The 14940-nt window shown below is 68.5% G+C and carries 18 protein-coding genes; 3 read left to right on the top strand and 15 right to left on the bottom strand.

Going from position 1 to position 14940, the window contains the following annotated elements:
* Positions 1–4: 4 nt before the first annotated feature.
* The 13 genes from ccmD to RHOFW104R8_RS07150 form a co-directional block, all read right to left on the bottom strand.
* Entirely contained in the window at positions 5–211 is a 207-nt protein-coding gene (ccmD, locus tag RHOFW104R8_RS07210; RefSeq protein ID WP_068091155.1) for a heme exporter protein CcmD, read from the bottom strand.
* On the bottom strand, positions 208–966 hold the full coding sequence (locus RHOFW104R8_RS07205) for a heme ABC transporter permease (protein ID WP_068091152.1): 759 nt from the start codon (positions 964–966) through the stop codon (positions 208–210). Before RHOFW104R8_RS07205 ends, ccmD begins: the two co-directional genes overlap by 4 nt.
* A 6-nt stretch (positions 967–972) precedes the next feature.
* On the bottom strand, positions 973–1659 hold the full coding sequence (gene ccmB, locus RHOFW104R8_RS07200; protein WP_068091150.1) for a heme exporter protein CcmB: 687 nt from the start codon (positions 1657–1659) through the stop codon (positions 973–975).
* A 153-nt stretch (positions 1660–1812) separates the two neighbouring features.
* The gene (ccmA, locus tag RHOFW104R8_RS07195; RefSeq protein WP_068095723.1) at positions 1813–2448 is read right to left on the bottom strand and encodes a cytochrome c biogenesis heme-transporting ATPase CcmA; all 636 of its coding nucleotides are present in this window, start codon (positions 2446–2448) and stop codon (positions 1813–1815) included.
* Positions 2449–2509: 61 nt separating this feature from the next.
* The gene (locus RHOFW104R8_RS07190; protein WP_068095725.1) at positions 2510–2917 is read right to left on the bottom strand and encodes a DUF3293 domain-containing protein; all 408 of its coding nucleotides are present in this window, start codon (positions 2915–2917) and stop codon (positions 2510–2512) included.
* The gene (locus tag RHOFW104R8_RS07185; protein WP_068095726.1) at positions 2910–4364 is read right to left on the bottom strand and encodes an NAD(P)/FAD-dependent oxidoreductase; all 1455 of its coding nucleotides are present in this window, start codon (positions 4362–4364) and stop codon (positions 2910–2912) included. Before RHOFW104R8_RS07185 ends, RHOFW104R8_RS07190 begins: the two co-directional genes overlap by 8 nt.
* Positions 4365–4442: 78 nt before the next feature.
* Complete coding sequence (phbB, locus tag RHOFW104R8_RS07180; protein WP_068095771.1) at positions 4443–5204, bottom strand: acetoacetyl-CoA reductase; 762 nt, start codon at positions 5202–5204, stop codon at positions 4443–4445.
* A 114-nt stretch (positions 5205–5318) separates the two neighbouring features.
* Complete coding sequence (gene phaR / locus RHOFW104R8_RS07175; protein WP_068095727.1) at positions 5319–5816, bottom strand: polyhydroxyalkanoate synthesis repressor PhaR; 498 nt, start codon at positions 5814–5816, stop codon at positions 5319–5321.
* 79 nt (positions 5817–5895) lie between these two features.
* Positions 5896–7458: a DHA2 family efflux MFS transporter permease subunit gene (locus tag RHOFW104R8_RS07170; RefSeq protein ID WP_068095728.1), complete on the bottom strand. Its 1563-nt coding sequence runs from the start codon at positions 7456–7458 to the stop codon at positions 5896–5898.
* 8 nt (positions 7459–7466) lie between these two features.
* The gene (locus RHOFW104R8_RS07165) at positions 7467–8675 is read right to left on the bottom strand and encodes an efflux RND transporter periplasmic adaptor subunit (RefSeq protein WP_068095729.1); all 1209 of its coding nucleotides are present in this window, start codon (positions 8673–8675) and stop codon (positions 7467–7469) included.
* Entirely contained in the window at positions 8672–10144 is a 1473-nt protein-coding gene (locus tag RHOFW104R8_RS07160; RefSeq protein ID WP_068095731.1) for an efflux transporter outer membrane subunit, read from the bottom strand. Before RHOFW104R8_RS07160 ends, RHOFW104R8_RS07165 begins: the two co-directional genes overlap by 4 nt.
* An 11-nt stretch (positions 10145–10155) precedes the next feature.
* Complete coding sequence (locus RHOFW104R8_RS07155; protein WP_068095733.1) at positions 10156–10680, bottom strand: MarR family winged helix-turn-helix transcriptional regulator; 525 nt, start codon at positions 10678–10680, stop codon at positions 10156–10158.
* 79 nt (positions 10681–10759) lie between these two features.
* Positions 10760–11527, bottom strand: coding sequence for a TatD family hydrolase (locus tag RHOFW104R8_RS07150; protein ID WP_068095735.1), 768 nt, complete (start codon positions 11525–11527; stop codon positions 10760–10762).
* 167 nt (positions 11528–11694) lie between these two features.
* Here RHOFW104R8_RS07150 and RHOFW104R8_RS07145 point away from each other — a divergent pair, with 167 nt between their 5' ends.
* Together RHOFW104R8_RS07145 and RHOFW104R8_RS07140 are read left to right on the top strand one after the other, a co-directional pair.
* Positions 11695–12282: a glycine zipper 2TM domain-containing protein gene (locus RHOFW104R8_RS07145; protein ID WP_068095737.1), complete on the top strand. Its 588-nt coding sequence runs from the start codon at positions 11695–11697 to the stop codon at positions 12280–12282.
* Between the two features lie 28 nt (positions 12283–12310).
* Positions 12311–12814 (top strand): glycine zipper 2TM domain-containing protein, encoded by a 504-nt coding sequence (locus RHOFW104R8_RS07140; protein ID WP_068095738.1) that lies wholly within the window; start codon positions 12311–12313, stop codon positions 12812–12814.
* Between the two features lie 83 nt (positions 12815–12897).
* Here the strand turns inward: RHOFW104R8_RS07140 and RHOFW104R8_RS07135 are convergent, their stop codons facing one another.
* Together RHOFW104R8_RS07135 and RHOFW104R8_RS07130 are read right to left on the bottom strand one after the other, a co-directional pair.
* Positions 12898–13332 carry a cell wall hydrolase gene (locus RHOFW104R8_RS07135; protein WP_068095739.1) on the bottom strand — a complete coding sequence of 145 codons (435 nt, stop codon included), beginning with the start codon at positions 13330–13332 and terminating at the stop codon, positions 12898–12900.
* Between the two features lie 485 nt (positions 13333–13817).
* Positions 13818–14621: a folate-binding protein YgfZ gene (locus RHOFW104R8_RS07130; RefSeq protein ID WP_068095742.1), complete on the bottom strand. Its 804-nt coding sequence runs from the start codon at positions 14619–14621 to the stop codon at positions 13818–13820.
* Between RHOFW104R8_RS07130 and RHOFW104R8_RS18000 the strand changes: the two genes are divergently transcribed.
* Positions 14620–14919 carry a DUF1674 domain-containing protein gene (locus tag RHOFW104R8_RS18000; protein WP_343123790.1) on the top strand — a complete coding sequence of 100 codons (300 nt, stop codon included), beginning with the start codon at positions 14620–14622 and terminating at the stop codon, positions 14917–14919. The two genes, RHOFW104R8_RS07130 and RHOFW104R8_RS18000, sit on opposite strands and share 2 nt — an antisense overlap.
* The last annotated feature ends 21 nt before the right edge of the window (positions 14920–14940 follow it).

Raw genomic sequence — 14940 nt, 5'->3', positions numbered from 1 at the left:
CCGGTCAGGGGGACGCTGGAGTGGAAGGGGGCTTGCGTTCCTGTCGCGCGCTCTGACGCGCCAGGCGGGCACGAAGTTCCGTCAGCACGCGGCGGCGGCGCAGCCGCGGCGCGACGGTGTCGGCCACCAGCACGGCGAAGAACAGCGCGTAGGCCGGCCACACGTAGGCGGCGTAGCCGCCCATCGCGAAAAAGTGCTGCAGTGCGCTCATCGGCCGGCCTCGTCTTCGGCGATCCGGCGCACCCAGTCCTTGCCGCTCTCCAGATCCAGCAGGTCGGTGCGCGCGCGGCGGCACAGGCTGGCGACGTAGTAGAACTTGGTGGCCAGGGTCACCGTCAGCAGCGGCCACAGCATGGCGCCGGAGATCTTCGACGGGCCGAACACGTTGACCGTGCTGCCCTGGTGCAGGGTATTCCACCAGTTCACCGAGAAATGCACGATCGGCACGTTGATGATGCCGATGATGGCGAGGAACGCCGCGGCGCGCGCGCCCTGGCGGCGATCCTCGAACGCGTGGTACAGCCCGATCACGCCGAGGAACAGGAACAGCAGCACCAGCTCGGAGGTGAGCCGCGCGTCCCAGGTCCACCAGGTGCCCCACATCGGCTTGCCCCACAGCGAGCCGGTGACCAGGGTGATGAAGGTGAACGCCGCGCCGATCGGCGCCGACTCCATCGCCACCACCTCGGCCAGCTTGATCCGCCATACCAGCGCGATGAACGAGGCCACGCCCATCACCCCGTAGATGAACATGCTCATCCACGCGCTGGGCACGTGGATGAAGATGATCCGGTAGGCGTCGCCCTGCTGGTAGTCGGCCGGCGCCAGCACCAGGCCGCCGTACAGCCCGACAACGCCGAGCAGCAGCGCCAGCGCCGTCGCCCATGGCTGCAGCGTGCCGGCGAAGCGGTAGAACGTCGGCGGCGAGCCGAGCTTGTGCAACCAGAGCGGAATCCAGCTAGACATAACCCATCAAGCATCCAGGGCAATACGGAGGGCCGCCGCGCAGGCCAGTGGCGCCAGCACCACGGCCAGCACCAGGGCGGCAGCGAGCCAGGCGACCGGTGCGAGCCACGGCAAACCCTGTTGGGCGGCCGCCACGGCGCCGGCGGCGAAGATCACGGCCGGCACGCAAAGCGGCAACAGCATCAAGGCGAGCAGCATACCAGAGCGCCGGGTGCCGGCCGTCAGCGCCACCAGCACCGCGCCGAGCAGGCTGAGCAGCGGCGTGGCCAGCGCCAGCGCCAGCAGCAGCACCGGGATCACCGCGCCGGGCAGGTGCAGCATCGCGGCCATCAGCGGCGCGATCAGGATCAGCGGCAGCGCGGTGGCGAGCCAGTGGGCGAGGATCTTCATGCCCAGCATCAGCGCCAGCGGCTGCGGCGCCAGCACCAGTTGCTCCAGCGAGCCGTCCTCGATGTCGCTGGAGAACATCGCGTCCAGCGCCAGCAGCATCGCCAGCAGCACGGTGACCAGTACCACGCCGCCGGCGATCCGCTGCAGCAGGGTGTCCTCCGGGCCCAGCGCGAACGGGAACAGCGTAGTCACGATCAGCGCATACAGCACCGGCATCGCGATGTCGCCGCGCCGGCGCCAGGCGAGGGTGAGGTCGCGCCGCAGCATCGCGGCGCAGGCGCTGGTAAGGGCGGGACGGTTCATCGTTGTGCTCCCTCCCCTGCGCGCAGGGGAGGGTTGGGGATGGGTAACGCTCTTGCGCAAGAGTGAACCCTCTCCCGGCCTTCCCCTGCGACCGAAGGAAGTCCCTTCGGGGCAAGCAGGGGGAGGGGTCCATGCATGGAGTTTCCGGTCACCTTAATCATGCATGCGGATCCGTCGCGGCTCGCCGCCATGGAAGCTCACCGTGCCGTGGCTGGTGACCATCACCGCGCCACCGGCGTCGGTGTGCGCTTCCAGCAATGCGTTCACCAGCGCGATGCCGATGCGGTCGAGGTTCGCGTATGGCTCGTCGAGCAGCCACAGGCTGGCCGGCAGCAACAGCAGCCGGGCCAGCGCGGCGCGCTTCTTCTGGCCGGCCGACAGCCGGCGCACCGGTTCGTCCTCGTAGCCGCGCAGGCCGATCCGGGCCAGTACCGCGGCCACGCTGGCGCCGTCACGAATGCCGTGCAGGCCGGCGGCGACGTGCAGGTTCTCGCGCGGGCTGAGATCCGCCTTGAGACCGAGCTGGTGGCCGAGGAACAGGATCTCGCCGGCGCAGCGGTCGCGCTGCAGCGGTTCGCCGCGCCAGTGCAGCTCGCCGGCGCCGATGTGCAGCAACCCGGCCAGCATGCGCAGCAGGGTGGTCTTGCCGCTGCCGTTGTCGCCTTCGACCAGGGCCAGTTCGCCCGCGCGCAACCGGAAGTCCAGCGGTGCGAACACCGGCTCGTCCTGGCGAAAAAAGCTCAAGGCCCGAGCTTCGAGCAGGGGCATGGCGGTGTCGGCGGCGGTCATCGCCTCGATTGTCCGCAATGCCGAGGGCGCTTGTCCATGCGGCGCGCTGCCGCTGCGCGGGTCAGTCCAGCACCCGCAGCAGGGCGGCGCTGCCGGCTTCGCCGTGCACGTAGGCCAGCTGCCCGTGGGTCCTGGCCAGCTTGTCCAGCACGGGGACAGCCGCCCCCGCGACGAACAGGCTGGGCTCGCTCCAGCCGGAAGTGCCGACCCCGATGGCCGGATGGACGACGACGCCGGGCTGGGCCTGCAGTGCGGCCAGCAGTTCGCCCTGTGCGGCCAGGTTCTCCGCCGGCGGGCGTCGGCGCGCCTGCGGATTCCATGCCGTAATGAATGCCCACGGGCGCGAACCGACCGCGGCCGCGAGCCGGGCCGGCAGGGGCAGGTCCACGCGGATCGTTGCCCAGGTCACCGTATCCAGGCAGACGTGATAGGCGGTGGCGTGAAACGCTTCGAGCAGGGCTTCATCCATGGCGCAGTCTCGGCAGTGGCTCTAGCTTTGACTGGAACAGCCGCGCGGCGGCTTCGATGTCGATATCCGCCACGTTCGGCGTGTCGCGCAGCAGCTGTTCCAGCAAATGGTCCTGCGCCCGGCCGCGTTCGAGCGCGTAGGCATAGGGCACGTGGGTGAAGGTCACCAGGCGATAGCGCGTCATGTAATGGCCGGGGATCCGCGCGGCCAGCGCGCCACCCAGTTCGCGCTTGGCCAGGTAGTGCGGGTCGGCCACCGAGTCGCGCATCTCGACGTAGTTCTCCAGCGCCATCGCGGCGATCGCGTCGGCGTTCGGCTGGCGCACGCGCTGGAATTCGGCGAACACCCCGGCGCTGTCGTCCGGCGCCTCGGCCAGCAGGTCCGTCAGCACCACGGTGTCCTCGAAGCCGCAGTTCATGCCCTGGCCGTGGAACGGCACGATCGCGTGCGCCGCGTCGCCGAGCAGCAGCGCGCGGCCGTCCAGGTGCCAGCGCTCGAGGTACAGGGTGGACAGCGTGCCGACCGGGTGGCTGTCGAAATCCTCGCCGAAGCGCGGGATCAGCGGCAGCAGGCCCGGGAACTGTTCGCGGAAGAACGCGGCCGCGGCAGTGGCGTCGGGCAGGGTGGCGAAGCTCGGCGCGGCGCCTTGCGCCGGCAGGAACAAGGTCACCGTGAAGCTGCCTTCGGTATTCGGCAGCGCGATGCACATGTAGCCGCCGCGCGGCCAGATGTGCAGCGCGTGGGGCTCCAGCGCGAACTGGTCGTGGCCGCCGCTGTGCTGCAGCACCGCGGGCGGCAATTCGCCGGCCGGCGGGATCTCCAGCTCCTTGTAGCCGTGGCCGAGCGATTCGATCCGTTCGCCCAGCGGCGCATGCGCGTTCATCGCCGCGCGCACCGCGGAGCCGGCGCCGTCGGCGCCGATCAGCAGCCCGGCATCCCGTTCGCGCTGCACGCCCGCCTCGTCGGCGAGCCGGATGCGCTGCCGGTCGAGGTCGGCGCCGACCAGCGACTGGCCGAAGTGGAAGCGCACGCCGGCCGCCTCGGCCGCGTCCAGCAGCAGCATGTTCAGCGCGCCGCGCGAGACCGACCAGATCACCTCGCTGTCGTCCACGCCGTAGCGCTGCAGGCCGCTGGCGCCGTCCTGCGTGTGCACCATGCGCCCGCGCATCATCACCGCATGCCGCAACACGTCGTCGGCCAGGCCCGCCGTGCGCAACGCCTGCAGGCCGCGCTCGGCTAGTGCCAGGTTGATCGAGCGGCCGCCGCTGTCCATGGATGGACGAGTGCCGCGGGCGTAGGATGCGCTGGAGCGGCCCAGGATGCCGGCCAGCCGTGGATCAGGCCGCTTTTCGAACACCTCGACGGCAAAGCCGCGTCCGGCCAGCTGCTGCGCCAGCAGCGCGCCGACCAGGCCGCCGCCGATGAGGGTGATGGTGGGCTGCGCCATGCTGCGGTCCGTGGAGAAAGTCCGCCCACTGTTCCGCAAGCGGCGCGCGACTGCAATCCCGTGCGGCCGGAGCGTTCCTCAGAAACTCATGAAGTAGCCGCCGTTCACCGGCAGGTTGGCGCCGGTGATGTAGCCGGCGTCGTCGGCGGTGAGGAAGGCCACGGCGCGGGCGATGTCGGACGGCAGGCCGAGCCGGCCCACCGGGATGTCGGCGATGATCTGCGCGCGGATCTCGGCGGGCACGGCGGCGACCATCGGGGTGTCGCAGTAGCCGGGCGAGACGGTGTTGACGGTAACGCCCTTGCGCGCGGTCTCGCGCGCCAGCGCCATGCTGAAGCCGTGCACGCCGGCCTTGGCGGCGGAGTAGTTGGTCTGGCCGAACTGGCCGGTCTGGCCGTTCACCGAGCTGATGTTGACGATGCGGCCGAAGCCGCGCGCGGCCATGCCCTCGACCACGTGGCGGCACATGTTGAACACGCCGTCCAGGTTCACCCGCATCAGCTCGTGCCATTGCTGCGGCGTCATCTTGCGCAGGCTGGCGTCGCGGGTGATGCCGGCGGCATTGACCAGGATGTCGACGCTGCCGTGCTGCTGCTCGATCCGTTCGACCAGATGCCGGCAGTTGTCGAAATCGCTGACGTCGGCCGGCTCGAACGCGATGGCGCCCTCGAAGCCGGCGACCTCATCGTGGAATGCGGCCACGCGCTCTTCGCGCGAAGCCAGGTCCAGCGCGACCACCTTGCGCCCGGTGCGGGCCAGCTGCCGGCAGATTTCCGTGCCGAGGCCGCCGATGCCGCCGGTGACCAGGGCAAGGCGGGAAGAAAGGCCGGTTCGAGTCATGTTCGGATCCATCGGTGCGCTCATGCCGCAGGGCAGCATATGTTGTGCTGCAGCGATCGGGATGGGGGACAAGCGAACGGCACGCCGAAGCGCGCCGTGGGAGTCAGGCCGGAATCAGCCGGATTTCTTGCCGCTGCGGCCGGTCGCACCGGGGGTGGGAATCACCTTGGCGGCGGTGTCCATCAGGCCGCGCTGCAGCGCCTGGAACGCGGCGAGGTTGCGCTCGGTGAGGTCGTTCAGCGTGTTCCAGGGGGTTTGCCCCATCAGGCTGTTGAGCTGGCTGCGGAACTGCGTCTGCTGGTCGAGAAAGACTTGCAGGCTGCGCTCCAGGTAAGGGCCCATGAAGCCCTGCAGCGAGTCGCCGTAGAAGCGGATGATCTGGCTGAGCAACTGCGGCGACAGCATCGGCTGCCCCTTGTCCTCGTGCTCGGAGATGATCTGCAGCAGCACCGAACGGGTCAGGTCCTCGCCGGTCTTGGCGTCGCGGACCTCGAAGTCCTCGTTGTCCAGGACCAGCTGGCGGACTTCCTCCAGCGTGATGTAGCTGGAGATCTCCGTGTCGTAGAGACGCCGGTTCGGATACTTCTTGATGATGCGTTTGGTTTGTGCCATGCGGCGAACGCTAGCAGAAGATATTGCGATGCACCAGTCGGACGGGATTTTTCATGCTGCAACCGGCGGCTGCAGCATTTCAGTGGCCGACCGCGCCGCCGGCGCTGCCGAACGGCGGCTTGGCGAACCACAGCACCGGGATCAGCAGCACGAACAGGATCGCGCACCCCCAGAACACGTCGTTCACCGCCAGGGTCAGCGCTTCGCGCGTCAGCAACTGGTCGACCAGGCCCAGGCTCTGCGTGTGCGACAGCCCGGCATGCGACAGCTGGCCGACGAACTCGGTCGCCGCCGGATGGCCGGGGCTGACGTATTCGGTCAGGCTGGCATGGTGCGATTCGCCGCGATGCTGCCACAGGGTCACCATGATCGCAGTGGACACGCTGGAGCCGATGGTGCGGCAGAAGTTGGACAGGCCCGAGGCGCTGGCGATCTGGTCCACCGGCAGGCCGGACAGGTAGACCTGGTTCAGCGGGATGAAGAAGCAGGGGATGGCCAGGCCCATCACGAAGCGCGGCACCACCAGGGTGGAGAACGAGGCCGAGCTGTCGAAGGTGGAGAACCAGTACGCGGTGCCGGCGAACACCAGGAACGCGAACGTCACCACCGCGCGCAGGTCCAGCCGGTGCATGTTCTTGCCCAGCACCGGCGCGATCAGGAACGCCAGCACGCCGACCGGCGCGGTGGCCAGGCCGGCCCAGGTGGCGGTGTAGCCCAGGGTGATCTGCAGCCACAGCGGAAACACCACGTTGATGCCGAAGAACGCGAACATGCCCAGCGAGAGGCTGATCACGCCGACGGTGAAGTTGCGCTCCTTGAACAGCGACAGATCCACCACCGGATGCTTCGCGTGCAGCTCCCACACGATCAGGAAGGTGAGGCAGACCAGCGCGGTGAGGCCGAGGGTGAGGATCATCGGCGAGGCGAACCAGTCGTGGTCGTTGCCGTTGTCCAGCATGAACTGCAGGCAGCCCACGCCGACCACCAGCAGCAGCAGGCCGATCGCGTCGATCGGCGCCTTGTAGGTCTTCGTCTCGCGCTTGCGCAGCAGGCCCCAGGTGACCGCCGCCGCCGCCAGCCCCACCGGCAGGTTGATATAGAAGATCCACGGCCACGAGAAATTGTCGGTGAGCCAGCCGCCCAGGATCGGGCCGAAGATCGGCGCCACCACCACGGTCATCGCCCACAGCGCCAGCGCGATGCCCTGTTTCTCCTTCGGGTAGTTCGACAGCAGCAGGGTCAGCGACAGCGCCACCATCGGGCCGGAGCCGGCGCCCTGCAGCAGGCGGCCGATCACCAGCATCGGCATGCTGGTGGCCAGGCCGCACAGCATCGAGAAGATCACGAACAGCAGCACCGAGCCGACGAAGGTCTTCACCTCGCCGAAGCGGCGCGCCAGCCAGCCGGTGAGCGGCTGCATGATCGCGCTGGCCAGCGCGTAGGAGCTGATCGTCCAGGTGCCTTCGCTGGGGCTCACGCCGAGGCTGCCGGCGATGTGCGGCACCGCGACGTTAACGATGGTCATGTCCAGCACCTCCATGAAGGTGCTGAACGCGACGGCGATGGTGAGCAGCGCCAGCGGCGCGCCGTGCAGCGGCTTCGGCGGGGCGGCGGGGGCGGCGTCGTTCGGCGTGGCGGCCATGCTGCGGCTCAGTTTGCGGCGGTGGCGTGGGACAGGTTGGCGCGGATGATCCGCTCCGCTTCCGCGTCGGCCTTGCTGGCCATCTGCTCGTAGACGTCGGTCTGCGCCACCGGCTGCGGCGTCGCCGGGTTGGCCAGCACGCTGCCCCGGTCGTTGCGGATGTCGACGGTGACGTCGGTGGACAGGCCGATGCGCAGCGGGTGCTGATCCAGTTCCTTGTTGTCCAGCGCGATGCGCACCGGCACGCGCTGCACCACCTTGATCCAGTTGCCGGTGGCGTTCTGCGCCGGCAGCAGCGAGAACACGCTGCCGGTGCCGGCGCCCAGGCCGACCACCTTGCCGTGGTAGACCGCGTCGCTGCCGTACAGGTCGGAGACGATCGTCGCCGGCTGGCCGATGCGGATGTGGCGCAGCTGGCTTTCCTTGAAGTTGGCGTCGATCCACAGGTCGTGCAGCGGCACCACGGTCATCAATTGCTGGCCCGGCTGCACGCTGTTGCCCAGCTGCACGCTGCGCTCGGCCACGTAGCCGGATACCGGCGCATAGATCGCGTTGCGCTGCGCGGCGACCCAGGCGGCGCGGAAGTTCGCGCGGGCCTGCATCACCACCGGGTTCTGCGCCACGTCGGTGCCCTCGATCGCCGCGTGCGCCGCGGCGGACTGCGCCGCGGCGGCGTCCACCGCGGCGCGCGCCTGGTCCACGCCGTCGCGCAGGTGCTGCACGATCTCCGGCGATTCGGCCTGGGCGGCAATCAGCGGCAGGCGCCGTTGCAGATCCGCCTCGGCCTTCTTCAGGTCGAGCCGCGCCGCGACCACCTGCGCGTCGGCACTGGTCGCCGAGCTGGTCTGCTGGCGCACGCCGCGCACGGACTGGGCCAGCGCGCTGCGCGCCTGCGCGAGCCGGGTGTCGGCATCGGTGCTGTCCAGCTTCACCAGCACCTGGCCGGCCTCGACGCGCTGGGTATCGTCGGCGAGGATCGCCACCACGGTGCCCGGCACCTGTGCCGAGATCGCCACCTGGTTGCCGCCCACGTAGGCGTTGTCGGTCTTCTCGCGGGTGGAGAACACGAAGAACCAGAGCAGGAACCAGGCCAGCGCGGCGAGGATGAAGACGCCGGCCACGATCAGCAGCGTGCGGCGGCGCTTGGCCGGATCCTTCGCGGCCATGCCGCTGTCATTGGCGTCGACGGAGGTCGTGGCGGATTCAGTGGCGCTCATGGGCGGGCGGCTCCGGCGTTGGCGGAAGGGGAGGAGGGTGCGTCGGTTGCGCCGGCGCGGCGGTAACCGCCGCCAAGCGCCTTGATCAGGGCCAGGTCGGTGCTCACGGCCTGGGCCTGCAACTGGGCGGCGGCGTCGCGCTGCTGCAACAACGCGGCCTGCGCGCCCAGGCTCTCGCGGATGTCGCGAACGCCCTGGCGCGCGCGCGCCCGCGCGCTCTCCAGCAGGCGCTGCCCGGCGTCGAGCTGGGCCTGCTGCTCGCGCTGGCGGGCGGCGACCTGCTCGGCGCTCAACGCCTGCGTGGCCACCTCGCGCGCGGCGCCCAGCACGGCGCCGTCGTACTGCGCCACGGCGGCGTCGAGCTGGGTCCTGCGCACGCCGTAGTTGGCCTCGAGTGCGCCGCCGCTGAAGATCGGCAGGTGCAGCGCCGGGGTCAGCGCGAAGGTGCGGCTGCCGGCGGTGAGCAGCTTGTCCAGGTCGATGCTGGAGAGGCCGGCGAGCGCGGTGATGCCGATGTCGGGGAAGAATTCGGCGCGTGCGGCATCGGTCTGTTTCAGCGCCGCCTCGACCTGCCAGCGGCTGGCGGCGATGTCGGGGCGGCGCGCGATCAGGTCCAGCCCGGCATCGGCCGGCACGCCGCGCGCGATCGCCGGCAGCGGACGCGCCTGCAGTTCGGGCAGGTCGGCCGGCGCCACGCCGAGCAGCGAGGCGAGCGCGGCGCGGCGGATCTTCGCCGAGCCGTCGAGCGCCACCCGCATCTCGCGCGCCGCGGCCAGCTGGGCCTGCGCCTTCTGCGCTTCGTCGGGCAGGTCCACGCCCTGGCGCACGCGCAGCCCGGCGACATCGGCAAGCCGCTGCTGCGTGGCGAGCGACTGGTCGGCGAGCTGCAGCCGGGCCTGGTCGGCCTGCCAGCCGAAATAGGTATCGGCGACGGCGTACTGGATCGCCAGGGCAGCCGCGCTGCGCTGTGCTTCGGCGGCGCGCGCCTGGTCCAGCGCCGCTTCCATCGTCGCGCGCTTCTTGCCCCACCAGTCGAAGTCGTATTGCAGCTGCACGCCGAGGTCGGCCTGGTTGTACCAGGTGAAACCGAGGAACTTGCTCGGGATCAGGCCGTGCTCGCTCATCCGCTGGCGCGACACCTGCGCGCTGCCGTTGACCGACAGGCCGAGCTGGGCCGCCGCCAGCTTCGCCGACTGCTCGGCGCCCTGCACGCGGCTTTGCGCCAGGGCCAGGTCCGGCGACTGCCGCATGGCGCGGTCGATCAGGTCGTCCAGCTGCGGGTCGTCGTACTGGCGCCACCAATCGGCGGCCGGCCAGCCGGCGCGGGCGGGTGCCTGCAGGCCGGCCAGCGGCACGTCGTCGCGCAGCGCGGGCGGGCCCAGCCTGGCCGGCGCGGTGGCGCAGCCGGCCAGCATCAGCACGATCGCGGCGACCAGCACCGGGCGACCGCGGAGCGGGGCGTGCTTCATCGGTGTTTCCTTCATGGATGGGAGGCCTCGCCGAGCTGATCGAGGTTGCGGGCGAGCTTGCGCAGCAGGCGGCTGAAGTGCCGTTTGTCGGTTGCGCTGAAGCCGGCGAACATGGCGTCCAGGCGGGGGAACATCGGCGGCAGCATCTTCTGCACGAAGTGGCGGCCTGCCGTGGTGATGCGGATCACCACGCGGCGGCGATCCTCCTCGCTGGTGCCGCGGGTGATCAGGCCGCGCTTCACCAGTGCATTCGCGATGCGGGTCATGTTGGTGGCGCCCTGGCTGGTGAACTCGCAAAGCTCGCCGGGCGTCGAGCTGCCGTCCGGGCGGCTGTACAGGATCATCAGGGTGATGAACTCGCTGTGGTTGAGCTTGTGCGGCATGAGCTTGAACTCGAGCCCTTCCTCCATGCTTGCGCCGACCATCAGCATCAGCCGGCACAACCGCGCCTCCTGCTCGGGCATCTGCGGGATGAGCTGGCTCACCCGGCCGATGCCTTCATCCATCATCGCAATACAATTCGTGATGCGTGCCATTTCACTGATTCATAATTCACCAATGAAGTAAAAGATAGCAAGCCTTCGGCGAGGCTTGCAAGTGACGGATGGCAGGGTGTCAGCCGAGGCCGAAGAGGCGGCGGGCGTTGGCGGTGGTGGCGGCGGCAATGCCGGCCTCCGGTTCGCCGCGCAGCGCCGCGATGCAGCGCAGAACCTCGGCGACGCACGCCGGTTCGTTGCGTTCGCCGCGGTGGGCGGCAGCGGACTGGTCCGGGGCATCGCTTTCCAGCAGCAGGAACTCGATCGGCATCTGCGCCACGATGCGGCGCAGGCGCTGTGCACGCTCGTAGGTCACCGGGCCGCCGATGCCCAGGTGGAAACCCATGGCCCACAGTTGCCGGGCCTGCTGCTCGCTGCCGGAAAAACTGTGCACCACGCCGCGCAAGCGGCCGCTTCGGCGCAGGGTCAGGGTGACTTCCTCCAGCGCGCCGCGGGCGTGCACGATCACCGGCAGGTCGCGTTCGCGCGCCAGTTGCAGCTGACCGGCGAAATAATGCCGCTGCAACTCGCGGTCGAGGCCGTCCACGTGGAAATCCAGACCGATCTCGCCGACCGCCACCGGATGGTTTTCGTTCAGCCAGGAAGACAGCGCTTCGACATGTTTCGGCGCATGCTGGGACAGGAACATCGGGTGCAGCCCGTAGGCGGGATACAGGCCGGCATGACGGGCGCAGAGGTCGCGGATTTTCGGCCAACTTCCGGCATCGACGGCGGGAACGACCATCCTGTCGACCCCAGCCAGGCAGGCGCGTTCGATGACTGCCGCGCGATCGTCGGCGAAGGCGCGGTCATCGAGGTGAACATGGCTGTCGACGAGCTGGAACATGATTCGTTTTTCGTGCACTGGCAGAGAGTTCCGCGACCTTGACGTGAAGATAATGTAACGGGCGTGAGCTAGCTCCGATTCAGTTGGAAAACGGTTCAATGACCACACGGGTTGCTGCGGCGGGTACCCGGCAATACGGCCCAACAAAAACAGAGGAGAGGATTGTGATGAACAGGTTGACAGTCAATGTACTCAATATCGCCGTCGCGGCAGCGCTGGCCACCGGTCTCTCGGCCTGCAACCGCAACGCGGATGCGGGTGTTTCCAATGCCTCTGCCGATGCCGGCGCCAGCGCCAGTGCGGATGCCGGGGTCAAGTACGCCAAGGTGGTCAGCGTCGATCCGGTGCGCTCGACGGTGAACAACCCGAAACAGGTCTGCCACGACGAGACGGTCACGCACACCGAGCCGCCGAAGGATCAGCACCAGATCGCCGGTACGGCGATTGGTGCCGTGGTCGGCGGTCTCCTCGGCAACCAGGTCGGTGGCGGCAAGGGCCGGACCCTGGCCACGGTGGCGGGAGCGGTCGGCGGCGGTTACGCCGGCAATCGCATCCAGGCCAGCCGTCAGCATGCCCAGGTGAGCACTTCGGTCGAACGCAAGTGCGATACCGTCAACAACACCAGCAACAAGATCGTCGGCTATGACGTGCGCTACGAATACAACGGCGTCACCCGCACGGTGCGGATGGACCACGACCCCGGCGATCGGGTGCAGGTGCAGGAAGGCGTGACGGCCGTGTCCGACGCTCGCTGAAACCAACCACAGGAAAGGACGTGATCCCATGAATGCACTCCCCAGCAAATTTGCCCTGGTGTCGGCGATGGCCGCAAGCCTGGCCCTCGCCGGCTGCGCCACCGGCCCCTACGGCAACAGCGGCAATTACGATCGCGGCTATCAGGGCTCGTCGCAGGGTGGTTACGGCTATGGCGACCGGAACGTCCGCTGCCAGGCTTGCGGCGTGGTGCAGGAGGTGCAGCAGGTCAACATCGATGGCAACGGCAACGGCGGCACGCTGGGCGCGATCATCGGTGCGGTTGCCGGCGGCGTGCTCGGCAACCAGGTCGGCAAGGGCGACGGCCGCAAGGCCGCCACCGTGGTGGGTGCGGTTGCCGGCGGCGTGGTCGGCAACCAGATCGGCAAGCGCAATGACGGCGGCGGTGTCGCATGGCGCATCGTGGTGAGGCTGGACAATGGCCAGTACGCCACGGTGACCCAACGCGAGAATCCGGGTGTCCGCAACGGTGACTATGTCGAGGTACGTGGCGACCACGTCTATCCACGCTGAGTGAAGACGTCTGGACGTCTAGATGTCCAAACGGAAAAGGCCCTCGAAAGAGGGCCTTTTTTATTTCGACGCCAGTGCGAAGATCAGTTCACGGCGTAGAACGCATGTTCGCCGATCGTCACGCTGGGCCGGTTGTGCGACCACGCCGGTGCGATCGCGGTCGTGGCGAAATGATCCGCGTGCGGCACCAGCATGCGCCGCTGCGCGATCGGCAGCTGCCAGTTGCGCAGCGACGTGCCGGCCACTTGCCATGCCTTGTTGAAGGCTTCCAGGTTGTTGACCTCGAACGAGCCCGGCGTGGTGGTGATCGCGAACTGGTGCGGCGCCGTGACCACTTTGCACACGGTGTTGCCCCAGCGGCCGCGATCGAGCCGGCGCATCGCGACCTCGGCCACGGCCAGTTGCCCATTGAGGGGTTCGCTGCGTGCTTCCAGGTAGACCGTGGCGGCCAGGCAGGCCTGGTCGGCGACGGGCTGGGGCATCAGGGACGTCAACCACAACAGCATGGAAAGTTTCATGGTTCTGCCTCCAACGTGCTGTACGCGCGAAGCCGGATTGCAGCTTCATGCGCCGTTGCGGTGGACGGGCGGGCAGGCCGTTCCACCTGGATCTACCGCCATGGCCGAAACTTGTGGCCACGGCGTTTTGCCACGGGATTGTGGCGGTCGAGCGGCGGATTCGATGCCGATCGGGATTGGGGTGTCGGGCGTTGCGCGGCCGCATCGGCCGTGTTGCCATCGACTGCTGCGCACTCGTTTGGCTGCGAGGCGGTGTTCCATCCGGCGCTGCTTCTGCCGGGTCGCGCCGATTCGGATTCATCCGGTTCGTCGCGCGTATCGGCACCCCGTGTTCCGGATGCCGCGATATTCGATCGGCGGAGCCTAGTGGCGGAATTTTCCGCTGGCAAGTGCCGGGGCGGCGAAGTTTAACTGACGCTCACGATACGTTGACAAGTGTCGTCGCTAAAAACCGATGCATCACGCAGGCATCACGCGATCATCATTCATGCCGGCCACGAGGCGACGAGTTGCAGCGTGATGCCGTCGCCGAATACAAGTGCGCGCCCGCCGCCGGCATGTGCAGCAACGTCGTCGTTCAACACGACGAGCGCTTCGATGACCTCGTCCGCAACGACGGCGTCGATTACGCAACCGGCATCGCGGTCTTCGCCGCGCAGGACATCGCCGGCCTCCATCGCTTGCGACAATCTGACGCGGTGCAGGTGCCGCTTGTGTCCGCCGCGAAAGTGCAATCGCGCGACGATCTCCTGGCCGGGGTAGCAACCCTTGTCGATGGCGACGGCGTGCAGGCGATGCAGCGACAGGGCTGGCGGCAGCAGTTGATCGAGCAGTCGCGCGGGCAGCCAGGGCCAGCCCGCGCGCAGTTGCGGCAGGCGCCATGCGTCGTCGCCGATGCCGGAGGTGGTGATGCGCAGACTGTGCGTATCGCAGCCGAGCGACATGGTTTCGCCATCGTCCATGACGGTGTGCAGCGGCAGTGCCGGGCCAGTCGCGAGAGTGCGCGGCGGCAATGCCGTCACGCTGAGTTTCGAGCGGAACACGAAGCGACGCAGCGCATCGGCCATCACCGTGGCGACGCCTCCGCGCAGCAGCAGCAGGTAGCGATCGTCGGCGAGCCGGGCCAGGTGGAACAGTGCGCGCACGCGTCCTTGCGGATCGAGCCATGCACCGAATTGCCACTGGCCGGTGGCGAGCGAGCTGACCACGCTGCTGAACTGGGCATGTGCAAAAGCCGTCGCGTCGGGGCCTTCGATCAGCAGGGTTTCGGCGGGATGATGTGTCGGCATGAGACTGGCGGAGTTGGGGGCAGGCGGGGCAAGCCACAAGTGGCGACATCGTGATGCAGCGACGCCGAAGCATGGCGCATGGTTGTACTGCACTGCCGCAAGTATTAACCTTTGGCGGCTTAAGAAAACCATGTCCGATACCTCCTCTCCAGCCGAATCCACACCAGTTTCCGTTCCGGCGGAAACGACTGCCGTGCCTGTGGGCCCGGCAGCGGACAAGGCATCGGGGGAGCGGCCGGCTCCCGATCCCACGCGTTATGGTGATTGGGAAAAGAACGGGCGCTGTATCGACTTCTGAACGACCGCGCGGCGCACGTCG

The organism is Rhodanobacter sp. FW104-R8 (assembly GCF_001617365.1).
Lineage (GTDB): Bacteria > Pseudomonadota > Gammaproteobacteria > Xanthomonadales > Rhodanobacteraceae > Rhodanobacter.
This window is presented reverse-complemented; position numbering and strand designations above follow the sequence as displayed.

Bases quoted from the DNA above. Each gene is read 5' to 3' on its own strand.
- ccmD (WP_068091155.1), bottom strand. From the start codon at position 211: ATGAGCGCACTGCAGCACTTTTTCGCGATGGGCGGCTACGCCGCCTAC.
- RHOFW104R8_RS07205 (WP_068091152.1), bottom strand. From the start codon at position 966: ATGTCTAGCTGGATTCCGCTCTGGTTGCACAAGCTCGGCTCGCCGCCG.
- ccmB (WP_068091150.1), bottom strand. From the start codon at position 1,659: ATGAACCGTCCCGCCCTTACCAGCGCCTGCGCCGCGATGCTGCGGCGC.
- ccmA (WP_068095723.1), bottom strand. From the start codon at position 2,448: ATGACCGCCGCCGACACCGCCATGCCCCTGCTCGAAGCTCGGGCCTTG.
- RHOFW104R8_RS07190 (WP_068095725.1), bottom strand. From the start codon at position 2,917: ATGGATGAAGCCCTGCTCGAAGCGTTTCACGCCACCGCCTATCACGTC.
- RHOFW104R8_RS07185 (WP_068095726.1), bottom strand. From the start codon at position 4,364: ATGGCGCAGCCCACCATCACCCTCATCGGCGGCGGCCTGGTCGGCGCG.
- phbB (WP_068095771.1), bottom strand. From the start codon at position 5,204: ATGACTCGAACCGGCCTTTCTTCCCGCCTTGCCCTGGTCACCGGCGGC.
- phaR (WP_068095727.1), bottom strand. From the start codon at position 5,816: ATGGCACAAACCAAACGCATCATCAAGAAGTATCCGAACCGGCGTCTC.
- RHOFW104R8_RS07170 (WP_068095728.1), bottom strand. From the start codon at position 7,458: ATGGCCGCCACGCCGAACGACGCCGCCCCCGCCGCCCCGCCGAAGCCG.
- RHOFW104R8_RS07165 (WP_068095729.1), bottom strand. From the start codon at position 8,675: ATGAGCGCCACTGAATCCGCCACGACCTCCGTCGACGCCAATGACAGC.
- RHOFW104R8_RS07160 (WP_068095731.1), bottom strand. From the start codon at position 10,144: ATGAAGCACGCCCCGCTCCGCGGTCGCCCGGTGCTGGTCGCCGCGATC.
- RHOFW104R8_RS07155 (WP_068095733.1), bottom strand. From the start codon at position 10,680: ATGGCACGCATCACGAATTGTATTGCGATGATGGATGAAGGCATCGGC.
- RHOFW104R8_RS07150 (WP_068095735.1), bottom strand. From the start codon at position 11,527: ATGTTCCAGCTCGTCGACAGCCATGTTCACCTCGATGACCGCGCCTTC.
- RHOFW104R8_RS07145 (WP_068095737.1), top strand. From the start codon at position 11,695: ATGAACAGGTTGACAGTCAATGTACTCAATATCGCCGTCGCGGCAGCG.
- RHOFW104R8_RS07140 (WP_068095738.1), top strand. From the start codon at position 12,311: ATGAATGCACTCCCCAGCAAATTTGCCCTGGTGTCGGCGATGGCCGCA.
- RHOFW104R8_RS07135 (WP_068095739.1), bottom strand. From the start codon at position 13,332: ATGAAACTTTCCATGCTGTTGTGGTTGACGTCCCTGATGCCCCAGCCC.
- RHOFW104R8_RS18000 (WP_343123790.1), top strand. From the start codon at position 14,620: ATGAGACTGGCGGAGTTGGGGGCAGGCGGGGCAAGCCACAAGTGGCGA.
- RHOFW104R8_RS07130 (WP_068095742.1), bottom strand. From the start codon at position 14,621: ATGCCGACACATCATCCCGCCGAAACCCTGCTGATCGAAGGCCCCGAC.